This is a genomic window from Boudabousia liubingyangii (assembly GCF_001907245.1).
GTDB lineage: Bacteria > Actinomycetota > Actinomycetes > Actinomycetales > Actinomycetaceae > Boudabousia > Boudabousia liubingyangii.
In genome coordinates this window covers 1-19759 of record NZ_MQSU01000003.1, presented here as the reverse complement: position 1 = coordinate 19759, position 19759 = coordinate 1, and the positions used below count along the sequence as shown (strand labels likewise).

14 protein-coding genes are annotated in these 19759 nt (G+C 58.1%); 5 read left to right on the top strand and 9 right to left on the bottom strand.

Annotation, left to right across the window (positions count from 1 at the left end):
• The first annotated feature begins 165 nt into the window (after positions 1 to 165).
• Together BSR28_RS04740 and BSR28_RS04735 are read left to right on the top strand one after the other, a co-directional pair.
• Positions 166 to 993 carry a DsbA family protein gene (locus BSR28_RS04740; RefSeq protein ID WP_073709681.1) on the top strand — a complete coding sequence of 276 codons (828 nt, stop codon included), beginning with the start codon at positions 166 to 168 and terminating at the stop codon, positions 991 to 993.
• A gap of 96 nt (positions 994 to 1089) precedes the next feature.
• On the top strand, positions 1090 to 2145 hold the full coding sequence (locus tag BSR28_RS04735; RefSeq protein WP_073709682.1) for a cytochrome c biogenesis CcdA family protein: 1056 nt from the start codon (positions 1090 to 1092) through the stop codon (positions 2143 to 2145).
• Here BSR28_RS04735 and BSR28_RS04730 read toward each other — a convergent pair.
• The 4 genes from BSR28_RS04730 to BSR28_RS09255 form a co-directional block, all read right to left on the bottom strand.
• Positions 2133 to 2969, bottom strand: coding sequence for a heme ABC transporter ATP-binding protein (locus tag BSR28_RS04730; RefSeq protein ID WP_083563072.1), 837 nt, complete (start codon positions 2967 to 2969; stop codon positions 2133 to 2135). The two genes, BSR28_RS04735 and BSR28_RS04730, sit on opposite strands and share 13 nt — an antisense overlap.
• Positions 2970 to 2980: 11 nt before the next feature.
• A complete protein-coding gene (locus BSR28_RS04725; RefSeq protein WP_083563069.1) occupies positions 2981 to 4123 on the bottom strand; it encodes a FecCD family ABC transporter permease in 1143 nt (380 codons plus the stop codon).
• Positions 4123 to 5313 carry a heme/hemin ABC transporter substrate-binding protein gene (locus BSR28_RS04720; protein WP_083563067.1) on the bottom strand — a complete coding sequence of 397 codons (1191 nt, stop codon included), beginning with the start codon at positions 5311 to 5313 and terminating at the stop codon, positions 4123 to 4125. The genes BSR28_RS04725 and BSR28_RS04720 overlap by 1 nt, the downstream gene beginning before the upstream one ends.
• 250 nt (positions 5314 to 5563) lie before the next feature.
• Complete coding sequence (locus BSR28_RS09255) at positions 5564 to 9322, bottom strand: HtaA domain-containing protein (protein WP_073713497.1); 3759 nt, start codon at positions 9320 to 9322, stop codon at positions 5564 to 5566.
• 288 nt (positions 9323 to 9610) lie between these two features.
• Here BSR28_RS09255 and tdh point away from each other — a divergent pair, with 288 nt between their 5' ends.
• From tdh to BSR28_RS04700, 3 genes are read left to right on the top strand one after another with little or no spacing between them, the layout of a single operon-like run.
• The gene (gene tdh, locus BSR28_RS04710; protein ID WP_073709685.1) at positions 9611 to 10669 is read left to right on the top strand and encodes an L-threonine 3-dehydrogenase; all 1059 of its coding nucleotides are present in this window, start codon (positions 9611 to 9613) and stop codon (positions 10667 to 10669) included.
• Positions 10670 to 10674: 5 nt separating this feature from the next.
• Complete coding sequence (locus BSR28_RS04705; protein WP_073713496.1) at positions 10675 to 11880, top strand: glycine C-acetyltransferase; 1206 nt, start codon at positions 10675 to 10677, stop codon at positions 11878 to 11880.
• Between the two features lie 5 nt (positions 11881 to 11885).
• Positions 11886 to 12077: a hypothetical protein gene (locus BSR28_RS04700; protein ID WP_073713495.1), complete on the top strand. Its 192-nt coding sequence runs from the start codon at positions 11886 to 11888 to the stop codon at positions 12075 to 12077.
• A gap of 11 nt (positions 12078 to 12088) precedes the next feature.
• On the opposite strand, the gene BSR28_RS04695 is transcribed toward BSR28_RS04700, so the two are convergent.
• The 5 genes from BSR28_RS04695 to BSR28_RS04675 form a co-directional block, all read right to left on the bottom strand.
• The gene (locus BSR28_RS04695) at positions 12089 to 13408 is read right to left on the bottom strand and encodes an Nramp family divalent metal transporter (RefSeq protein WP_083563065.1); all 1320 of its coding nucleotides are present in this window, start codon (positions 13406 to 13408) and stop codon (positions 12089 to 12091) included.
• A gap of 228 nt (positions 13409 to 13636) precedes the next feature.
• Positions 13637 to 15307: a cryptochrome/photolyase family protein gene (locus BSR28_RS04690; RefSeq protein WP_073713494.1), complete on the bottom strand. Its 1671-nt coding sequence runs from the start codon at positions 15305 to 15307 to the stop codon at positions 13637 to 13639.
• Between the two features lie 4 nt (positions 15308 to 15311).
• Complete coding sequence (locus tag BSR28_RS04685; RefSeq protein WP_143237584.1) at positions 15312 to 16151, bottom strand: copper homeostasis protein CutC; 840 nt, start codon at positions 16149 to 16151, stop codon at positions 15312 to 15314.
• Positions 16152 to 16182: 31 nt separating this feature from the next.
• A complete protein-coding gene (locus BSR28_RS04680) occupies positions 16183 to 18330 on the bottom strand; it encodes a S9 family peptidase (protein WP_073713492.1) in 2148 nt (715 codons plus the stop codon).
• A 229-nt stretch (positions 18331 to 18559) separates the two neighbouring features.
• On the bottom strand, positions 18560 to 19525 hold the full coding sequence (locus BSR28_RS04675; protein ID WP_073713491.1) for a class C sortase: 966 nt from the start codon (positions 19523 to 19525) through the stop codon (positions 18560 to 18562).
• Positions 19526 to 19759 lie beyond the last annotated feature (234 nt).

Sequence of the window (19759 nt, the reverse complement as noted above, 5' to 3'; positions counted from 1 at the left end):
GCCTAGCTTGAGGCGCTGGGTGGCCTGATAGGTCCCAATTTTGTGGCTCACCTTTATGACGGGGGTCATATTCCCATTTTTCTTGTGTATTCCCCTATCCGCTTGAGGTGAAATACACGGGAAAACCCCTTACTGGGCCCATAGTCCCTAGGATAAACTGGCGCAATGACTATTTCGAAATCTAATGTTCCTCGACCGGAAGCACCGCGCTGGCTGATGCCCACCCTTGTTGGTGTCCTGTTGATCCTAGTTGCCGCGATCTCCTTCTTTGTTGGTCGCGCTACGGCCCCCACAACGGCCGCACCTGCCCCCGCCCCGGCCACTACTGCGCCGGCCGGCCAGGCAACTGCTGAAGAACAGCCTCCGGCAGAAGAAGAAAACACGCCTCCGCAGAAGGCCGCACCGATTGAAGATGCTAAGACTCGCGAACTAGCCATGTCTCTACCTCGTCGCCAAGAGGGCGATCCCTTGGCCCTAGGCCCCGTGGATGCCCCCGTGGTGTTCAGCATGTGGGAAGACTTCGCCTGCCCCATGTGTACTCGTTTCGAGCTGGACTCCTTCGACCAGATCCGCAAGTACGCGGAAGAAGGCAAGATCCGCATCGAATGGAACGACCTGTCCATCTTCGCTTCCAACTACCACTCTGACCTTGGTGCCCGCGGTGCTCGCGCGGCCGCCCGTCAGGGTAAGTTCTGGGAGTTTGTCCGTGCCGCCTACCATTCAGCCGGTGAGGGCAACCACCCCACTTACGATGACGGCATCGTCATGAACATTGCGAAGGAAGCTGGCGTTCCGGACCTTGAAAAGTTCAAGACTGACTACAACGACCCGAAGATTGCCGAGGCCGTAAAGGCCGACTCCGATAAGGCCATGCAGATGGGCATTACCGGTACTCCGGCATTCATCGTGAACGACGCCTTTATTTCTGGCGCCTACCCCACCCCGTACTTCATTAACACCATTGAGGATCGCCTCAAGGCCGCTAAGAAGTAAGCAACTTTTCGCCGGTAGGGCGGCAGTTTAACCTGGGCCCTACCGGTTTAGTTTGTCCAATCGTACTTTTCCTCTACACAGATAAGGCTTTAGGTTTTGACTCCTAATCTGACTATTGCGTTCGTGGGCGGGCTGTTGACGCTCTTCGCCCCCTGCGCTGCCCTCATGCTTCCCGGCTTCCTGGCGTATGCCGCGGCCGGCCCCCGCGGGCTACTGGTTCGCTCCGGGATTTTTACCCTCGGTTTGATCGTGGCCCTGGCCCCGCTGGGCTTCCTCATGGGTTCGCTAGGTATTTTCCTGCGTGAACACCAGGGCACCCTAACCCGGGTGGTGGCCGTGCTGGTCATCATCATGGGCCTGTGGCAGGCTTTCGCCCTGCCCATCCCCCACTTTGGGCGTAAAAAGACCGCCCGCGCTTCAGCAGCCCCCACGGGCTCCCTAGGTTCCGCCAAAAACAGTGGTAAGGCCGCTAAGAACGGCCAGGTAGGCCTAGTTTCTGGCGTTTCCCTAGGTGCTACTGCGATCCCGCGGGCCAGCGCTAAGAAGGACGCGGCTGCCCTAGGCGGTACCAGCACTCGTGCTACCGCGGCGGGCCGCGCAAAAACGGAAGTTGGTGTGGGTACGCAGACCGCGTCCTCGGCGGCTAATACGGCCTCGGCTTCCCGCGTGAACCCCTTGGCGATCTTCAGCCTGGGTGTGGGTTATGGCCTGGCGGGCGTGGGTTGTTCTACCCCGATCCTGGGTGCCATGTTGGGCATGTCCGGTTTGGGCGGCTCCCCCATGGCGGGCGGTTTCATGATGATCGCTTACGGCCTGGGTATGGCTACCCCGATCGTGATCCTGTCGCTACTTTGGGAATCCTTGGACCTGGGTTCGAAGGGCTTCTTGAAGCCTAAGCCCATGAAGGTGCTGGGCCGCTGGACCACTAAGGGTGCGTTCTTCTCTGGCATCCTGTTCGTGATCCTGGGTGTGGTTTTGTTCTTCACCTACGGTCATAACTTCCTGCCTCAGATCATGTCTGAGGGGACTCAGCTGGAGATTGAAACTAAGGTGATGGCTGCTTTGGCGGGCGTTCCTAGTTTCCTCTTTGTGTTGCTGGCTGTGGTGATGTTTGCCCTGCTTTGGGCTTGGCAGCGTTACTACCGCAAGTGAGTTTCTGGGAGGATGACCAGTTCGCCGTCCGGTAGTTCTAGGACGCGAATGGGCCATTCATAAACTTCAGATAGACGATCGCTCTGGAGGACCTCTTTGGGGGTCCCCAGGGCGATTATTTTGCCTTCTGACAGTAGGCACAGTTGGTCGCAGTAGGCGGCCGCTAGTTGTAGGTCGTGCATGACGGCCACAACCGCGGCCCCTTGGGCGGCTAGGTTCCGGCAGCTTTGCATGGTGCGCTGCTGGTGGGAAATGTCTAAGGCGGCGGTGGGCTCGTCCAGGAAGACGATGGGGGTGTCTTGGGCTAGGACGCGCGCTAGGGTGACGCGGGCTTGTTCACCGCCGGATAGGTGGGTGATGTCCCGTTCGGCTAGGTGGGTGACCTCAGTTTCGGCCATGGCCCGGTCGATTAGGGTTTCGTTGAGGGCGGCTTTTTCGGTGTTTTCCCAGCAGTTTCGGCCCATGGCGACAATGTCGCGGGCCAGGTAGGCGAAGGGGAATTCGGATTTTTGGGGCATGACGGCCCGCTGCCGAGCCAGTTCTTTTTGCGGGTAGCTAGCTAGCGGTTTTTGGTTCAGCAGAACCTGGCCAGAGGTGGCGTTGAGGTCCCGGCACAGGACCCCTAGGAGGGTGGATTTTCCGGCCCCGTTGGGTCCCAGTAGGCCCAGGACTTGCCCGGCTTTGATTTCTAGGTCTAGGCCGGCCAGAATTTCTTTGTCCCCGTAGGCGAAGCGTAGGTTTTGGGCGCTGAGGCTGGGTTTCGGCTGCGGACTTGTTTCCGAGGCGGTCAGGCCCAGTTCCGAGGCTGCTTTACTTTCCTTCATTTTGCCTTTCCTTATTTCTGGTGGGCCAGGCCGCGTCGCAGCAGGATGAAGAAGGTGGGGCCACCGACCAGCGCGGTGAAGATCCCGATGGGTAGGTCCGCGAAGGGGATCAGGTTGCGGGAGACCAGGTCCGCCAGGGTGATCAGCAGGGCCCCACCCAGTAGGGCGGCGGGAATCAGGTAGCGGTTGGCGGGGCCAATGATTAGACGCATTAGGTGCGGAACGATTAGGCCCACGAAGCCAATCACGCCCGCATAGGCGACTGCGGCGGCTGCCAGTAGGGCGGAAAGGGTAATCGCGCAGATGCGGATTAGCCCCACGTTGATGCCTAGGTGTCCGGCGGCCCGGTCCCCTAGGGCTAGTAGGTCTAGTTGGCGGCTAATCAGCTGTGCCCAGATCAGTCCCAGTAGGACGATCACGCCTACGGCCATGACGTGGGTCCAGGAGGCCCCGGCCAGGGAGCCGAGCTGCCAGAAGACAATCTGGTCCCGCGCGGTTGAGGGGGCCATGTAGGTGGCTACGGCAGTCAGCGCACTGGCTACCGCGGTGACCGCAATACCGGTTAGCACCAGGGTGACCACTTGGGCTTGCCCGCCGGAGCGGGATAGCACGTACACCAGCAGGGCCGCCCCAAGGCCGGTCGCGAAGGCACTGAGGGGGACAGCAAAACCGGCTAGGGCCATGGGGTAGGTGACGATCGCGAAGGATGCCCCTAGGGCCGCACCGGAGGAAACACCCACGATGCCCGGTTCAGCCAGTGGGTTTGAAAAGACGGCCTGCATGACCGCGCCCGAGGTCGCCAAAGCGGCCCCCACCAGCAGCCCTAGGGCGATCCGGGGGAAGCGAATATTCCACAGGATATTGCTGGCCATGGGGTCACCCGGGCCGGCCCCTAAACCTAGGGGTTTGCCCAGGGCGGCCAGCACGTCCGGGATGGAAACGTAGTACTGGCCTAGCGCAGCAGAGGCAATCACGGCCAGCACCAGCAGGATGATCAGCAGGGTGAAGGTGACCCGGCGGGCCCGGTGTCGACGGGCCAGACCGTTATTCGCAGCGGTGGCTTTTTGGGTGCGCACGGCCTTGCCTTCGCGGGGGCTTTTAGTTTCGGCACCCACGGCCTTGCCTTCGCCAGCGTTTTTGGTATCGACGCGCATCACTTCACGCCGTAGAGGGCCCGGGCCACCAACTCCAGCACCTGGCCACTTTGCGGCCCAAAGGATAGGGAGATCCCATCCGGGATGGAGATCAGGCGAGTCTTCTGCCCGGCAATCGTCTGCTTAACTCCGGGTCGGGACATGAATCCATCTAGGTCCCCGGTGGAGTGCAGGCCATCTTTCATTACGAAGATGACTTCCGGGTTTAGTTTCACTAGGGCTTCAGGGTTGGCGGGTGAGACGGTTTTAATGCCGTTTTCCCCGGCCACGTCTTTCGCGCTGACACCCTGTAGTAGTTCGGTGGCGCCATCCTCGGAACCCAGAATAAAGAAGATTCCGGCCTTGCCGCGCACGTATAGGAAGGCCCCGCGCATGGGTTCTTTGGGTGCCCAGTTGGCGATTTTGGCCTTCGCGGCGGCGACTTCTTGGTCGGTGCGTTGCGCTAGGGCCTCACCGGCGGCGGGCACGCCCAACACTTGGGCGACGGTTTTGATCAGTTGCCCGTTGGTTTCTAGGTGCCGGACGGGGTCGACCATGTAGACGGGGATGCCCGCGGCGGCCAGCTGCTGTATGGCTTCGGGCGGGCCAATGGTGCGGTCGGCAATGATCAGGGTGGGTTTGAGGTTCAGGACGGCTTCAACGTTGAGGTTGTGTCCGTTTTGGGTGACGATGGGCAGGTCGGCGAGTTGTTTTTCGACCGATGAGATGGTCCGTCCGACTAGGTTTTTCCCATATCCTAGGCTGATTACGGTCCGGCTGAGCGTCCCGTAAATGTCCAGCGCTAGGATGCGGCTGGTGTCTTTGATGGTGATGTCATTGCCGTTGAAGTCTTTGAGGGTGACGGGCAGTTTTTGCGGGTAGTTCCCGGCGATGGGCGTGGGGTCTGGTAGTTCGGGTACTTCACTGACGCCGGTTAGGGCGCGCGGGTCGGGTGCGGGCGTGCCGTCATTTTGGGCCGAGGCCGCTTCCCCACTTTTCCCACCTGCTTCAGCTGTTCCGTTTGCTGGGGTTTGGGCACTGCCGACGCTAGTACTTTGGCTGCTGGTGGGCGCGGCTTCACCTTGGCTATTTTTGGCCCCTACCCCGCAGGCGCTTAGGGACAGACTGCCGGCTAGGGCGAGGGCGAGCAGGGTGCGGCGGTAGCGTTTGCCTTGGGTACTGGAGGGAGTGTTGAAGTGTTTGGTTCTCATGGCGGTTTTCTGTCAGTGAGTACTGGTTTTAGTCAGTGGATCCGAGGCGGTCTGGAGGCTTTGTTGGGTTGTAGTTGGTGCTGTGGGTTTTTGGGTTCAGAAGGTTTGGTGCGGGGGTGACCTGGGGTGAGGTCTGGGGTCACCCCCGCGGGGTCACTCGGGGCTCGCAGTAATGGAAGGGGAACTTTGAGCCCCGAGTGTGCTTTTGGTGCCGGCCATTATCAGGGCCGGACCTTTGTGGTGCCGTCCGTTAGCAGGTGCGGCGTTTGCGGCTGACCGCGGCTAGCATCAGGCCGGCTAGGCCTAGCAGCATGGAGCTGCCTAGTAGGCCCCCGTCGGGTCCGGTCTTGGCTAGGCCATCTTGTGCACCGCCACCGTTGCTGGTGACTACCTGTCCGCCGGCGGTGTATTCCTTGAGGTTTCCGTCCTTGTCGCAGATGGACCCGGCAGCTAGGGTGGCGTTGCCACTGAGGTTGTCGAGTTTTTCACCTGGCTGGTAGAAACCGGCGAAGGCCTTGGCGCCTTCTGCGGTCAGGTTGACGGAGGCGGAGCTCAGGTTGAGCTTGCCGCCCTTGGCGTTGACACTGCTCAGGCTGACATTGGCCAGTAGGACGCGACCGTAGTCGGTGCCTTTACCCTGCATGTCGTTAGAGAAGACGGTGGCGTAGAGCTGTCCGCTTCGTCCGTTGATGACCAGGGTGGGGTTGGCGATCTTCAGGTTGAGGATGCCGCCGTGTCCGTTGAAGTGGACGGTGCCGGAGTAGCGGATCTGTCCCTTCCCGGTTTGGGAGTTGTAGATGCCGCTAGCGACGGGGAAGTTGAAGGCACTGCCGGTCCAGGTGGCGCCGCCACCCAGGTCCCATCCACCCTTGGCTAGGCCACGAATGTAGGTGGTGAAGGATTGGCGGACGCCCCAGTTTAGGCTGCCGCTGGTGATGCGGTACTGGTTGGGGTCGGCCTGACAGACCTTCTTTTCCGCGGCCTTTTCGGGCGCCTTGACTAGCTGGTCGCTTAGGTTCCCATTTCCGGCCGAGGGCGCTGCGGGGCTTCCCGGAAGCACACCCGGGACATTCGGCAGACCCGGTACGTTCGGCTGGGCCGGTACGTTGGGCTGCTGGGGGACCTTGGGCTTGGTCGGTGCGGGCGGGACGTCGAAGTCTAGATCGTCACCGGTTCCAGCGCCGGGCTGGACGCCAGGTTCAGTACCGGGCTGGGTGCCTTCTACGGTGCCCTCAGTGGTGCCGGGCTTTGGAACCGCGGGGGCTTCCGGGGTGCCGGGCTGCTGGGGTTCTTCAACGACGACGTCGTGGCAGACCTGCTTGGGGGCCGCCTGGGTGGTGGCGGTTAGCGGGTCTAGTCCTTCTCCGGTCTGGTAGAAGCCAGCGAAGGCTTTGGCGCCGTCTTCGGTCAGGGTGACGGTGGCCCCGGTTAGGGTCAGGCCGTTCTTACCGTTTTCGGGTTTCGCTAGTTTCACGGCGGCCAGGTCGACGCGGCCGTAGTTGGTGTTTTTACCCTCGAGGCTGTTGGAGGCTACCTCGGCGCTGAGCATCGCGTCGGTGCCTTTAAAGCGTAGGGTGGGGTTGGCTAGGCGGACGTCTAGGATGCCGCCGTGGCCGGTGAAGTGGACGGAGCCGCGGTAGGTGATCTGACCGGCGTGCTTTTCCACATTGTAGGTGCCACCGGTGGTGGGGAAGACGAAGTCTTTCCCGTTGTAGGTGGCGCCGTCGGCTAGTTCCCACTTGCCTTTAGCTAGGCCGGTTAGGTACTTGCGGAAGGAGGCGCGTAGGCCCCAGTTAAGGTTGCCGCCCTTGAGGTCAAACTGCGTTGACGAGGGCGCGCAGACTCGCTTCGTTACCTTCTTAGTTTCCGGGGCAACCGGGGCCGGCTTTACCGGCTTCGGGTTGGCAGGTGCAACCGGTTGTGGATCTGCCGGCTTGGTCGGCTGCGGGCCCGCAGGCGCCACCGGCTTGGTGGGCGCGGGGACCTTAGGGGCTTCCGGAGTCTTCACTACCGGAACCTTGGGGGCCTCCACCGTCTTTTCCGGGGTCTTCACGGTTTCAGCCACGGGGGCCTTCACGGCGAAGGACACGTTAGCCATTCGTAGGCCGGTCCGGTAAGCGAAGATGAAGATGTCGCGCATCTGGGAGGTCAGGTAGCTGGCCGAGTTATCGACCGCTAGGTCCTCACCGCGCTCCCCTAGCGGCTTGGTAATGGTCACTGCGGGGAAGTAGGTGCCTTCGGTTTCGGGCTGGCCTTCACCGTTGTAGAACCACTGCTTGAACCACAGGACAGCCTTGCCGTCCTTGTCGATGCGGACCTGCGGGTCAGAGAAGGTCATGTAGAGGATCTTGTTGTAGGCCTCGAAGTGGATGCGGCCCTGGTACTGGATGACCTTGGAGCCGTCCTTCTTATCTTCCACGATGCGGCCATTGTGGAAGGTGTAGCCGTTACGGTCTAGGGTGACGCCTTCGCTGAGCTTGCCGCCCCCAATGTAGGAGCGCCAGGAGGCCTTGATACCCCAGTAGAGGTCGCCGGCGGGGGCGGCGGCAATGTCACCGTCGTTCCACTTGGCGTTTTCTTCCTCGACACTGATCTGCTTGGGCGGCGGGACCTCGTCCACGACCGGCTTCGGGGCGGCCGGGGTGCGCACGGCGTAGTGGGTCATCCACGGTAGCTGGCCACAGTTCTTAGCCAGGTTCCAAACTTCCTTGTAGTACTCAACCGGCTGCTTGCCACCAGCTTTCAGGTAGCGGCCGTCGCGGTCGTACAGGTCGTAACGGAAGGATAGCTTCGGTAGTTCGGTATCGGGTGAGATCCCGGGAACCTGCAGAGCGGCCTCGGGCTTCATGGTGACGGTGCCGTTTTCCAGGCGTAGGGCCTCGATGAAGCCGGAAGCGTCTACGTAAACGGGGCCGGTGACGGTACCGAAGAGTACAGTTTGTGCGCTCTTGCCGTCAGCGGCGAAGGTCAGGTAGAGGTCCGCGTGGGTCTGGTCTTTGATGACTAGGCGCGGGTTCTTGATTTCGTAGCGAACCTGGTTGCCTTCTTTGAACTGCACGCCACCTTCCCAGGTTAGGGAGAGGTTGTTGCCCTGAACTTCGGGGATCAGGTTGCGGTTTAGGTTCACGGAGTTACCAGCCGGGTAGCCGCCCTGGACGTACATCTTGTAGCCCTTTTCTTTTGCGTACTTGGCGAATAGCTGGTTGATGGCCCAATCGAAGGAGGTTTCGGCTAGGCCGGGTTCGTCTACGCGGACGTCTTGTTTGGCCGGGCAGACATGTTCGGCGGGCTGAGCGGGCTTGGCCGGGTTGCTTGCGTCGCCGGGTTTGCTGTTTTCATTTCCGGGAGCTGGCTGCGGGTCGGCTTGGCCGGGTTGGTCGCCTTCCCCTTCGTCATTGCCGGCTTCGCCGCCTGCGGTGCCGCCGTTGTCGCCGCCGTTTTCAGTTCCGGGGGTGGTGCCGGTTTCGGGGGCGGTGGGCTTTTCCTTGGTGGGTTCGGCTTTGGGGGCGGGCTGGTAGTTGATCCGAGTGCGCGTATCGGCGCTGCGGTCGGACTTACCTTGGCCGTGTGCCTTGGTGGTGAGGACGTTGTAGTTTACGCCTTCCTTGTACTTGGGGACGAACATTTTGACTTCGAAGCTGCCGTCCTTACCCATGGCGACGCCCTGGGCAAAGCTTTGGCCTACTGCGGCCATCTTTGAGGGGTAGACCCAGATGGTGGAACGGGATTGCGTGAAGTCTTCTTCCCCGTCAGCGCCCACGAACTCGTTGGAGTGTCCGTAGAACTCGGGGATTTTGTCGTTGGCGATGGCAACGTAGATGCCGGTTCCGGAGTCAGAGAAGCCGGAGCCTTTGATGGTGACGTTGCCGCCTTCGCGGGGGGCGGGGGTGACAGTGATGGTCGGGGTGGTAGCTGCTGAGGCGCTTGCGACCGGTCCGCTTACCAGCATGGTAAGGGTCAGGGCGAAGCTCAACAGAAGCGCGCTAAAAGACCGTTTAGCCAGTCTCAAAGTGTCACTTCCTTTCGGGTGTAGTGTCATAATAAAAACAGCACGAGTTAGGGTAACCTTAATCACCACAATTATGCAAGCCCTAAAAATAGCGACAAACCGTCACTTAAAGACGTATCACCACTCTTTGTTATTAAAAATAGTTAGGATAACCTACCCTAATAAAGCCTCTAATTTGGCGATCTTTCTGACACTTTCCGCGATTTTCTTGGATAGTTATTTGTCCCACACTGGGCTAAAATGGTTTGCATAACCTATCTGCCCACACCCATCAAAAAGGACGCCTAAATGCGCGCATTACGTAAAACTCATGACGGCCCGGGACTCGAACTTTGCGAAATCCCCGAACCTACCCCCGGCTTTGCCGAAGTTAAGATCCGCGTCCTACGCACGGGCCTGTGCGGCACGGACCTACACCTCCTAGGTTGGGATGATTGGGCACGCACCCAATTCACTCCCCCCATGACTACCGGCCACGAGTTCTACGGTGAGATTGTGGAACTGGGTCCGGGCGTCCCAGAGGGTGAAGGCCGCGACGAACTAAAGGTCGGCCAGCGCGTCTCCGTTGAGGGCCACATCGTTTGTGGTCGCTGCCGTAACTGCCGTAGTGGCCGCCGCCAAATGTGTATCCGTTCCCGCGGCATTGGCGTGAACCGTGACGGCGCTTTCGCCGACTACGTGGTAGTCCCCCACACCAACGTGTGGAAGCAAAATGATGCGATTGACCCTGACCTTGGCGCCCTCTTTGACCCCTTCGGCAATGCGGTCCACACCTGCCAGCAGGTGGACATGTCGGGCGTGGACGTGCTGATTACCGGCGCCGGCCCGATTGGGGTAATGGCTACGGCGATCGCCCGCCACTCTGGTGCCCGCTACGTGGTCGTCACTGACTTGAATGATGACCGCTTGGCCATGGCTAAGAATGTGGGTGCGGACCGGGTCGTGAACGTGGGTAAGGAAACCCTGCGCGACACCATGAATGAGCTGGATATTTATGAAGGCTTTGAGGTGGGCATTGAAATGTCTGGTGCCCCCGCAGCCCTGAACATGATGGTGGATCACTGTAACTTCGGTGGCACGATCGCCATGTTGGGTCTGCCGAAGAATGAGTTCGCCATTGACTTCTCTAAGGTCATCACCCACATGTTGACCATTAAGGGCGTTTATGGGCGCGAAATGTTTGAGACTTGGTACCGGGCAGCTTTCATGCTGCAGTCGTCTGAGGCCATGCGTGATGCGGTGCGTTCTGTGATTACGCACCATTACAAGGCTGAGGATTGGCAGGAAGCTTTTGATACGGCCGCTTCCGGTCAGGCCGGCAAGGTTTTGATTAGCTGGGAGGATTAATTTTCATGTTTGACGCTACTTCTTACGAGGCCGAACTTCAGGCCATCCAGGATGCGGGCCTGTACAAGCGCGAGCGCGTCCTGACCACTTCACAGTCGGCCCATATTGCCACTGAGGCGGGCGGTAAGTCTTTGAACTTCTGCGCCAATAACTACCTGGGTTTGGCAGATGACCCGCAGATCGTCCAGGCCGCCCATGAGGCGCTGGATCGTTGGGGTTTCGGCATGTCTTCGGTGCGTTTCATTTGTGGCACCCAGACGCCGCACCGCCAGTTGGAGCAGGCCCTAGCCGACTACGTGGGGCAGGAGGACGCGATTTTGTTCTCTAGCTGCTATGACGCTAATGGTGGCATTTTTGAGGTGCTGTTGAACGCGGATGATGCGGTCATTTCGGACGAGCTAAACCACGCTTCTCTGATTGACGGCATTCGCCTGTGCAAGGCCGCGCGTTTCCGTTACAAGAATGCGGACATGTCGGACCTGCGTACCCAGTTGCAGGCCGCTAAGGATGGTGGCGCTAAGCGCATGCTGGTGGTCACCGATGGCGTGTTCTCTATGGATGGTTCTTTTGCTCCGCTGGATCAGATTTGTGATCTGGCGGAGGAATTCGGCGCCATGGTGATGGTTGATGATTCGCACGCGACTGGTTTTGTGGGCCCGCAGGGTCGTGGTACGCCCGCTAAGTTTGGCGTGCAGGATCGCGTGGATGTCATTTCTTCGACCCTGGGTAAGGCCTTGGGTGGTGCTTCTGGTGGTTTTGTGGCTGCCCGTAAGCAGGTGGTTGATTTGGCTCGCCAGCGTGCCCGCACTTACCTGTTCTCGAATGCGGTTGCACCCACCGTGGTGGCCGGTTCCGCAAAGGCCCTAGAGTTGGCTTTGGGTGCCGAGGATGCGCGTGAACGTTTGGTCCAGAACGCTAAGCTTTTCCGTGAGCTCATGGAGGAGGCTGGTTTTGACCTGCTTCCGGGCGAGCACCCGATTACCGCGGTGATGTTCCCCGGTGATGATGGTGCCGTCTTGGCTACGAAGATTGCGGATGCCATGTTGGAGCGGGGCGTTTATGTGATTGCCTTCAGTTTCCCGGTAGTCCCGCGCGGTAAGGCCCGCATTCGTGTGCAGTTGTCTGCCGGTCATTCTTTGGATGATGTGCGTGCTTGCGTGCAGGCTTTCATTGAGGCCCGCGATCAGGTGCGTGCCGAACTAGAGTCCTGATAGCAATGGCTAATAACCATCGGGATAATGTGCCGCCGCAGGGTTTTAATGGGCGGATGAACGATCTGTCGCATGCGAATCAGCGGATGGCATCCCAGAGTTCTTTTAAAGCTGGTGGCAGTTGGAAGGCTGCCCTTCAGTCTCTAGCTGGGATCTTGGCGATCGTCGCCATCATCTTGGTGCTGATCTACACCTAACCTAGCTGGGCTTAGCCCTGCCCGGTGAAGGTCAGGTAGATCAGCAGTAGGTTTAGGACGCAGATGATGGTGGCCGAAACTATCGACGCTACCCGCAGGGGCATACTGTCCCGGTATTCACCCATGAGTTCCTTATCCGCCGTGTAGTGCACTAGCGGGATTAGCGCGGCAGGAATCCCGAAGGAGAGCACCACCTGTGAGACGACTAGCGACCAGGTGGGGTCCCAACCAGCCCCTAGGATAATCAGCGCGGGAATCAGGGTGACTAGCCGGCGTACCAGCAGTGGGATGCGAATGTGCAGTAGGCCCTTCATGATTTCGGAGCCCGCATACGCACCGACCGAGGTGGATGCCAGACCAGAGGCCAGTAGCCCGATCCCGAAGATCACACCCACGGTGGGCCCTAGGTGCGCGGTGATGGCCGCGTGAGCACCCTCGATACTGTCGGTTCCGTCTACCCCGCGTAGTGAGGTGGCGGCCAGCAGTAGCAGTGCAATATTGACCGCGCCGGCCAGTAGCAGCGCCCAGGTGACGTCCCAGCGGCTGGCTTGCAGTAGTCGCCCGGTACTCTGGTCGGATTTCCCGTGCCGGTCATTTACCAGGGTGGAGTGCAGGTAGATCGCGTGGGGCATGACGGTCGCACCCAGCATGGATGCGGCCACCAGCACACTGTCGCGTCCGGCGAAGCGTGGAATGAGCCCACCTAGGGTTTCTTTAGCATTGGGTGGGTCTACGAATAGCCCGGCCAGGAACCCGATGGTGATGATGAATAGTAGCGCAATGACGGCCAGTTCGAACCGGTGCTGAGTGTGCTGGTTTTGTAGCATCAGCAGGCCCATGGAGATGATGCCGACTATGACCCCACCCCAGACTAGGGGTAGTCCGAAGAGTAGGTTTAGCGCGATGGCCCCGCCGATTACTTCGGCTAGGTCGGTGGCAGCGGCGACTAGTTCGGCTTGGGCCCAGAAGGCGATCCGTTTGGGTTTGCTTAGGCGGTTGCCCAGGATTCTGGGTAGGGATTGTCCAGTGACTAGGCCCAGTTTGGCGGATTGGTATTGGACTAGGACGGCCATGAGGTTGGCGGCTACTAGGACCCACACTAGGGTGTAGCCGTAGCGGGCGCCGGCGGTGATATTGGCGGCGACGTTGCCGGGGTCGACGTAGGCGACGGCGGCCACGAAGGCGGGGCCTAGCAGGCTGATTAGTTTCGGGTCGCGTACTGCTCGCCGAGGTCGCTTACTCGCCTGCTCGGGTCCACTACCCTGTTCGGGGCCGTTTGCCTCTGTGGCACTGGCCTTTTCGGGGCTGCTCGGGGTTTTGGGGCTGCTCATGGTTTTCTGGGATTTGGGGTTCTTATTTGGGGTTTACGCGTTTTAAGGTTTCTGAGATTTATGATTCTCAGGATTCGGCTTTTGTTGCCTTAGTTCTACCATAATAGTTCGTATTCCCGAACTTTGGGTTCCAGTTGTGGGTAATTTTTGTTTAAGGGCGTATTTATTGCGTCTGGTTCCTATTAGAGAAGCAGCTTTTGGGTTCCTTTTAAAGGATTAGCTTTAGCCTTATTTGATGGCTTCGTAGCGGGCTAGGGCGTCTTCGCGTTCTTCTTTGTGGTTGATGATGGGCGCTGGGTAGCCGGCTGGTTGTGGGTTGGCTTGGTGTAGTCCTTTGAGGGCTTTTTTGGTGGGTTTGGGCCCTAGTTTGTCTTTGGCTTCGGCTAGGGCGGGTACCCACTTGGCTAGGTATTTGCCGGTTTCGTCGTAGCGTTCGGATTGGGTGTAGGGGTTGAAGATTCTGAAGTAGGGGCTGGCGTCGGTGCCGGTGCCGGCGCACCATTGCCAGCCGTGTTGGTTGCTGGCGTAGTCTTCGTCTACTAGGTTGGCTAGGAAGTATTGGGCTCCCCATTGCCAGGGTAGGTGTAGGTCTTTGGTGAGGAAGCTGGCGACGATCATGCGCGCCCGGTTGTGCATCCATCCGGTTTCGTTGAGTTGGTGCATGGCGGCGTCGACTACGGGGTATCCGGTTTGTCCGGTTTTCCAGGCTTCGTAGGTTTCTTCGTTGTAGTCCCATTCGAAGTTCTCGAATTTGGGGTTGACGTTTTCCCAGCCGGTTTCGGGCCGGGCGTCTAGGTAGTCGGCGTAGAATTCCCGCCAGGCTAGTTCTTTGGCGTAGGTCCACCGGTCTTTATCGGGAACGTTTTGGTTTTCGGGGTGGGTTTCGATGGTCCGGATGATGGTCCGGGGGTGGATGGTCCCGTAGGTGAGTTGGATGGATAATCGGCTGGTGCCGTCTTCAGCTAGATGGTCGCGAGCGGTGGCGTAGTCGGCTAGCCCTTGATTGATGAAGTCTTCTAGCCGAGCTTTGGCGTATTCCTGTCCTACTTGGGTGGTCCAGAGGGTTTTGCCGTCCCGGGTGATCGTGGTTTCTTCGATGGGGGCTAGCTGGTATTGGTAGTTGTCACCCTTGGTTTTTAGGGCTTCAGCCCGGTTTTTACGGGGTACCCCATTGCGGGTTTCTGCAGTCTTGGCTTGACTACCTAGAACATCGCTTAAAATCTGTTTTTCTTGGTCGGTGAGTTGGTGTAGGGGTGCACTGATTTCGCCACCTTTGGGTGGTAGCCCTAGGTTGGGGACTTGGGCGGTGATGGTCCTGCCGACGGTGGCGTGTACCCGGTGGTTTTCTATTTTGGTGTCCATGGGGGCGGGCCAGGGGTGTTCGAACCATCGGTTTGAGTAGGGTGTGTAGACCTTGTAGTTGCCGCCGCTGTCGGTGCGGATGGATCCGGGGGCGACTAGGTAGTTACTGCCGGTGAGGATTAGTTTGGCCCCTAGTTTTGGTAGTTCTTCGGCTAGTTCAGCCTGTTCGTGTTTCCCGATGGGCGTGTAGTCTTCGGTGGCGTGCACGGTCAGCCAAGGTTCCCCGTCTGCTACACCTGCTGTGGTTGCTCCAGCCGAGTTTTCTAGCAGTTCCTTTAAAGCTTTGACGTAGTCTAGGACGACGGTGGCCGGTTCTCCGTCTAGGGTTTGTAGGGTTCCCTCCCCTAGTGCTTGGTGTAGTTGGGCTAGGGCGTTGTGGTGTGCGGCTTGTTGTAGTTTAGAGATGTCTGGGAATGATCCGGGGGTATGTAGTGCCCAGACTTCACTGTTTTGGGCGGCGGCGTGTGCGGCGGCGTTGGCTAGGGCGGGGTGGTCTTCGGTGCGCAGGTCGCGTCGGTACCAGATGAGGGCGGGCATTGTTTTACTCCCCTAGTTTGAGGGTTTTCAGCATGGCTTTGACCAGTTCCGGATCCGTACTACTTTCCGCTTCAGCACTGTTCCTTTGGCCAGCGCTATTTCCCGGATCAACATCGTTTACCAAGTCGGCGCTGCTCCCCATTTCACTACTGTTACCTTTTGCTTCGGTAGTTTTGGGTGCCCGCAGGTGCACTTGGGTGATTCCCCCTTCGGCTAGCCCTTCATGGTAGGTTTCGGGGCGCATTCCCCCACTGGCCAGGATCGTGATCCCTAGGGGGTTGGCGGCGGCCTGTAGTTTTTGTAGACCTTCGGTACTGTAACCGCGGCCTTCATCTACCTGTCCAGCGGTTTTTCCGGTGGTCAGGATAGTGTCAATACCGCATTCAGCTAGGTCTTTTAGGGCTTGTTCCCAGTTGGGGATTTCATCAAAGGCCCGGTGGAAGGTTAGGGGTTTTTCGGTTTGTGCCGCCCAGCTTTTCACCGCCTCGTGATCAACAGTGTTTTCCCCATCATCCCCGGTTTTCAGTGCCCCGATGACGTACCCGTAGTCTAGCTTTAGGTCCTTTAAGTGTGTTTCTAGGTCCTTGATGGTTTGGGCCATGTCTTGGATTTCTTCACTGGTGTAGGTGAAGTTTCCGGGGCGGTTGCGGATCATGATCCGCAGGGCTTTCCCTGGTTTTTCAGCCTCTATCCATTTGGCTAGGTGGATGATGTTTTGGGGGTTGGGGGTGGTGCCGGCGTTGGCTAGGTCGTCGCAGTATTCGACGCGGTTGGCGCCTACCTGGAGTGAGTTTTTGGCTCCTTTCAGGTCTTCTACGCAGACTTCACAGAGTGTGATGGCCATGGCCAGCACTCCCCCTTCCCCATTTTGGTGTTTATTCGGTGATCCCTAGCTGGTCTAGCACGAAGGACATGTCGTAGGCGACTTCCTTCCACTTGGCGGCACGACCAGTGGTGCCCGCGTGTCCGGCGACCATTTCGCAGTGCAACAGGATGGGGCGTTCTACGGGGTCGTTGGTGGTTTCTTCACGTAGTAGCTGTACCCACTTGGCGGGTTCCACGTAGTAGACGCGAGTGTCGTTGAGGCTGGTGGTCGCTAGGATGGCCGGGTATTGGGTGCCGGGGCGAATGTTTTCGCAGGGCGTGTAGCTGCGCATGTATTCATAGATGGCCGGGTCAGTGATGGGGTTACCCCATTCTTCCCATTCTCCGGCAGTGAGCGGCAGCTCAGGCATGAGGATGGTGGTTAGGGCATCTACGAAGGGTACTTGCGCCAGGATCACCCGGTAGGTTTCGGGTGCTAGGTTAGCGATGGCACCCATTAGTAGACCACCGGCAGAGCCACCTTGGGCGGCTAGCCGATCGGGGGCACTGTAACCCTTAGCGATTAGGTCTTTGGAGCAGGCCACGAAGTCACTGAAGGTGTTCTTCTTGGTGTTGGTGCGGCCGTTTTCGTACCAGCGGCGTCCCATTTCGCCGCCGCCGCGGGGGCTGGCTAGGGCCCAGACCATGCCGCGATCTAGTAGGGATTGACGCATGGGGCTCCACATGGGGTCGACACTGACTTCGTAGGATCCGTACCCGTAGATGAGGGCGGGGGCAGTTCCGTCTACGGGAGTGTCCTTGTGTCGGATGGTGGTGTAGGGAATTTGGGTACCATCGTCGGCAGTAGCCCAGTGGCGTTCTTCAATGTAGTTTTCGGCCTTATAGCCGGGGGTATTAGCTACTTTGAGGACGGTGTTTTCCCCGGTGATGGGGTCAGTGTCTAGGGTAGTTGGCGGGGTCGCCAGGGATTCTACGGTCCAGCGGATGTTGGACTCGAAGAACCAGTCACTGTTGGTGACACTGACAGTTTCTACGGGGTTGCCTTGGGTTAGTTCGCCTTCTTTAACCCACTTGTGGTTAGGGTCGGTCAGGTAGTAGTGGGCACTGGCCATACCTTTGGAGCGTAGTTCTAGAACGGCGTGGGTGGCGTAGACGTTGATCCCTAGGTAGCGTTCGCCTTCTTGGGGGGTGGCTAGAGTTTGGAAGTTGTTAGGACTGCCGGTGACCCCGGGGGTGGGTAGGGGCGCCCACGCTAGTTCACTATCGACACAGTCGAGGTTGTGGATGACTAGTAGGTGGTCTGCGGCGGGTTCTACCTGGTATTCGAGTCCTTCGTGTCGTCCGGCCACACTGGTGGGTTTCGCTGCTGCGCTACCCGGTAGCGCGTGGGAGTCGATTAGTTGGATTTCGCTGGTGTTGGTGGCGCCGGTATGGATGATAATCCAGTTGCCGTCGCGGCTGGCGCCGATGCTCATCCAGTAGGTTTCGTCTTTTTCTTCGTAGACTAGCTGGTCGGTGTCTGCGGGTTTTCCGATTTCGTGGACCCAGACTTGGTAGGGTCGCCAAGTTTCGTCGGCGCGCACGTAGTACAGGTGGCTACTGTCGGCGGTGAAGGCGGTGCCGTAGACAACGTCGGGGATTTCGTCGATGGTTTGTCCGCTGGCTAGGTTGATGATTTTTTGGGTGAAGCGTTCGTCGCCGGCGTTGTCTACCCCGTAGGTTAGGTATTGGTCGTTGGGGCTGATTTCGAGGTTGGCGATTTGGTAGAACTGATGTCCTTCAGCGTCGCGGTTTTGGTCGATTAATAGGTGTGCTTGATTGCCGGCCTGGTCTTGGCGGGGGTTTTGGGGGTCAATGTGTGGTGGTTGTTCTTGGGGGTTTTGGGGGTCGGCTGGTAGTCGGTAGTAATTGCGGTAGTTTTGGCCGTTTTGGATGGCACTGTAGTACCAGTAGTTGCGTAGTCGGATGGGTACGGACACGTCGTCTAGGGCGGTGTGTGCTTCGTATTCTTTGACTAGGGTATTTTGTAGGTTTTTGGTGTGTTCTAGTCTGGTGTCAGTCCAGGCGTTTTCTGCTTCTAGGTGTTTGATGACTTCGGGGTTGGTTTTTTCGCGTAGCCATTCGTAGTTGTCGGTGTGGGTGTGTCCGTGGTGGGTACGCTCGGTGGGGTGTTTGGGGGCAATTGGGGCGTTGTTCATGTCTGCTTTGACTTTCTTTCTACGCTTCTAGTTTGGTTCAGTACTTGTTTTCTACTTTACCGGTTTTCAGAGTCTTTAATCCGCTTCTACCCTACTAGGAAGGATTTTGGGTTTGTTGTTTTAATGGTATCGCCCGGCACGTGGGTTTTGTGCCGGGCGATTGCTTTGGTTTGTGGATTTTCCTTTTGGGGGAAAATACTGTTCAGCAGGTTTTTACTGTCAGTGCTTTTTACTGTTCAGTGTTTTCTGCTGTTTCTTCAGCAGCTGCAGCTGGATTCTGATTATCGTCTTCTTCTTCGTCTTTTTTACGACCACCGAAGAAGATCATGTAGATGAGCAATAGGACTAGTAGCCCGGCAACGGAGGCGCCGGCTACTAGGCCGATCATCCACCATTCCCATGGATTTTCGATTGGTTGTGGTGTCAACACTTTGGCTTCGTCAGTTTTTTCCATGGGTACACGTTCACCGGTGACTAGTAGTCGGTGACTGTTGATGCCGTATGGGGTACAGGTGATGAGGGTGACAAGGTCCCTACCAGGTTGGCGCACTAAGGATGAGGTTTCTTCGGGTTTCACGACACGGATGTCGTTAACTTTGTATTTTAGATTACGTCCAGCGACACTTAGATAGATGTCGTCACCTTTTTTAACTTTGTCTAGGTGGTCGAAGAGGGTGGCATTAGGTAGGCCTGTGTGTCCAGTTAGTACTGAGTGTGTATCTACACCACCTACCGGCAGTGATGATCCGAAAAGGTGTCCAACACCCTTTTGTAGGACGTCATCGAAGGTACCGTGGTAGATGGGTAGATTGATGTTTACTGCTGGTACGCGAACGGTTCCCATGACTTCGTCAGCGTTTAGTTTTTGTAGGTATTGCTTGTATTCAGGGCTGTTTGGTGCTACATCTTCGATGAAGGGGTCAAGGATTAGACCGGATGCTAGCTCCCGGTTGTATTCATCAGCTTCTTCGAGGAGGGTGTTCTTTTGGGTGGGTGTTAGGTCTTTGACGACGTTTAGCGATTCGTTTGCGATGCGTTGTTGTTCTGCGTTGTGTTGTCTGGTGGAGATGACGGGGTAAAGCAGCATGGCGATGCCTAGTAGTGCACCGATCAATGGTGCAAGCAATTGTAGGTTGCGCTTTGGTTTATTTCTATTGCGCTTTGGGGCATCGGATTTGATTGCTGTTTGGGTCATGTTTCCTATTGTGTCATTTGTGGTTGTTATAGTCGTAATGTGGTGGTGGGTTTTTGCTCACCTGTGTTTGGTTCTACTCATCCCATATTCCAGTCTTTCGCTCTAAGGCACCTCGAATCCTCTAGGGCAGATTCTCCTCACAATCAGCAAGGCGGAGGTAGAGAATTGTTTTGAGGGGGTTCCAACACGTTTACGTGTTGGAACCCCCTCATTCACGGGTTATGCGTTTAGCGG

What these genes read in the sequence shown, in the direction of transcription:
- BSR28_RS04740 (WP_073709681.1), top strand. Translation starts at nt 166, where the DNA reads ATGACTATTTCGAAATCTAATGTTCCTCGACCGGAAGCACCGCGCTGG.
- BSR28_RS04730 (WP_083563072.1), bottom strand. Translation starts at nt 2,969, where the DNA reads ATGAAGGAAAGTAAAGCAGCCTCGGAACTGGGCCTGACCGCCTCGGAA.
- BSR28_RS04725 (WP_083563069.1), bottom strand. Translation starts at nt 4,123, where the DNA reads ATGCGCGTCGATACCAAAAACGCTGGCGAAGGCAAGGCCGTGGGTGCC.
- BSR28_RS04720 (WP_083563067.1), bottom strand. Translation starts at nt 5,313, where the DNA reads ATGAGAACCAAACACTTCAACACTCCCTCCAGTACCCAAGGCAAACGC.
- tdh (WP_073709685.1), top strand. Translation starts at nt 9,611, where the DNA reads ATGCGCGCATTACGTAAAACTCATGACGGCCCGGGACTCGAACTTTGC.
- BSR28_RS04705 (WP_073713496.1), top strand. Translation starts at nt 10,675, where the DNA reads ATGTTTGACGCTACTTCTTACGAGGCCGAACTTCAGGCCATCCAGGAT.
- BSR28_RS04700 (WP_073713495.1), top strand. Translation starts at nt 11,886, where the DNA reads ATGGCTAATAACCATCGGGATAATGTGCCGCCGCAGGGTTTTAATGGG.
- BSR28_RS04695 (WP_083563065.1), bottom strand. Translation starts at nt 13,408, where the DNA reads ATGAGCAGCCCCAAAACCCCGAGCAGCCCCGAAAAGGCCAGTGCCACA.
- BSR28_RS04690 (WP_073713494.1), bottom strand. Translation starts at nt 15,307, where the DNA reads ATGCCCGCCCTCATCTGGTACCGACGCGACCTGCGCACCGAAGACCAC.
- BSR28_RS04685 (WP_143237584.1), bottom strand. Translation starts at nt 16,151, where the DNA reads ATGGCCATCACACTCTGTGAAGTCTGCGTAGAAGACCTGAAAGGAGCC.
- BSR28_RS04680 (WP_073713492.1), bottom strand. Translation starts at nt 18,330, where the DNA reads ATGAACAACGCCCCAATTGCCCCCAAACACCCCACCGAGCGTACCCAC.
- BSR28_RS04675 (WP_073713491.1), bottom strand. Translation starts at nt 19,525, where the DNA reads ATGACCCAAACAGCAATCAAATCCGATGCCCCAAAGCGCAATAGAAAT.